This window comes from Limosilactobacillus gorillae, from assembly GCF_001293735.1.
In the GTDB taxonomy this organism is placed as follows: Bacteria; Bacillota; Bacilli; order Lactobacillales; family Lactobacillaceae; genus Limosilactobacillus; species Limosilactobacillus gorillae.
The window spans coordinates 1-1,697 of sequence record NZ_BCAH01000051.1 but is presented as its reverse complement, the minus strand read 5'-3'; the positions used below and the strand labels follow the sequence as shown (position 1 = coordinate 1,697).

The following is a 1,697-nucleotide window of genomic DNA, read 5'->3' as shown; positions in this document are numbered from 1 at the left end:
TTTTTTTTTTCAAGCAGAAGACGGCATACGAGATGTAGAGAGGTCTCGTGGGCTCGGAGAATGTGTATAAGAGACAGACATAAAGTCGTGAACAAGGGTTAGTAACAAGAGCACAATTAAGATCACGGCGGGGATAATCAGCCAGTACTTATTGAGGCGGTGGTTTTGCATGCATTATTTCCTTTCAACTAGGCGACGATAAAGCTTAAAGAGGGTTGCCCTTAGGAGCGGGTCGTGAGCGTAAAGATAAGTTCCTTGAACACCCCGTTTCAAAATCACGTTTAAGGCGTTGTAGAGCATCTGCTTTTTCAAATTTTCGATTTCAACCGGATCAGTTAGGTCAGCACGCCGTTTAAAGGCTTCAGTGTCGGTAAAACGGTCGAGATTAACTTGTAAGTGATTGGTACCGGGAGATTGCGAAAAGATTGGCCCGATGATGATCCCGGCGTAATTAAGGTCAAAACCCTGACAAGTGTAAATTGAGCCGACTTCATTAATCGTCTGGGGTATTTCGGCCCAGGGAGTCGCGGTGTAGTTATACTGGTCCCAGGGCATTCTGAAACGTCCTTCCGTTATGTAGTGCTTACCGCCATCTAAAGTAGAGGGGTAGCCCGACGTTGAGAGAATCCGGGAGAGCCCGACCTCGTGGTCCTTTTTGACGATGGCTTGTCGCATTTGTTCAGCGTTATCGAAGATCCGGAAGTCATAACCATCCCGGGCATTTTTGGGTAAGGGGGTGATTTCGCCGTCAGTGAATCGGTTCAGCCAGGCAACCAGTTCATCGGGGGCCTGCATTCGAAATTGATGGGTCAGTTCAAAGCTTGCATGCGGATACTGATTCGTCAGGACGTTGAGCCGGTCAACCGTCCAAAGACTCTTCATCCTTAACACTTGGTGACGATCAAAGACCAAAATGACAACCCGGGCACGCTTGATGATCTCAGCAAGCTGATTTTCATAGTAGAAATTATTGTAGTGGTCCGGCTTGGATAGGAGTAGGTGGGCCTCGTCAATCACCACCACATCAACGTTTTTTTGCTGCTTGTCGAGCTGATTGATGAAGGAAGTTGGCCGCATGAAGTTCTTTTTCAAAAGGGCCGCTTGCTGGCCGGCAATTTCTTTATAGACCTTTAGGATCTCTGGGTGGTTGACCAAAAAGTAGTTGGCGGTTCCAGTCAGCGGCTGGTGGGGTGTTTTGGCCAGCTTCTGAATCTGGTTGAAGAGGTGAGTTAAAACCACGCTCTTGCCGGTTCCCGCCTCACCGTAGATTGTGAAGACGGCTGGTAAGCTCTTACTGGTCAAGTGATGATTGGTAAAGGCGATGACCCTTTCAACCAGCTCTTCTTGCTGGGAAGTTAAGGGCTGATCTGGCGCTAATTTTACAATGGCTTGGTTGGTTTCAGTTGGCATCGAAAGACTTCCTTAATCAGAACTTAATTATTATGTTAATGGTACTGATTCAAACGCCGCGCGTCAAACTAGGGAGGAAATAATCCCCTCTGACTTTGAAAATGGTGTAGAATGATCCATGTACATTACCAATGCCTACGAAATAAAGGGGAGTCTAACAAACATGAACCTGCATCCGGATTATCTTTTGAATGAGGTCAATGAACCCGAAGACCTTAAGAAAATGACTCTTGAACAACTCAAACAACTGGCCAGCGAAATGCGGACCCTTGTTTTGGAACGGGATG

2 protein-coding genes are annotated in these 1,697 nt (G+C 46.9%); one reads left to right on the top strand and one right to left on the bottom strand.

What is annotated here, in order from left to right; all coding sequences use genetic code 11:
- Positions 1-174: 174 nt before the first annotated feature.
- A complete protein-coding gene (locus AOQ57_RS07970) occupies positions 175-1,410 on the bottom strand; it encodes a DUF2075 domain-containing protein (protein WP_093626876.1) in 1,236 nt (411 codons plus the stop codon).
- A 163-nt stretch (positions 1,411-1,573) separates the two neighbouring features.
- Between AOQ57_RS07970 and AOQ57_RS08410 the strand changes: the two genes are divergently transcribed.
- A partial coding sequence (locus AOQ57_RS08410) for a 1-deoxy-D-xylulose-5-phosphate synthase N-terminal domain-containing protein (RefSeq protein ID WP_305848695.1) occupies positions 1,574-1,697 on the top strand: 124 nt, incomplete at its 3' end.

Excerpts from the sequence above, each read along its gene's own strand:
- AOQ57_RS07970 (WP_093626876.1), bottom strand. The coding sequence starts at position 1,410 with ATGCCAACTGAAACCAACCAAGCCATTGTAAAATTAGCGCCAGATCAG.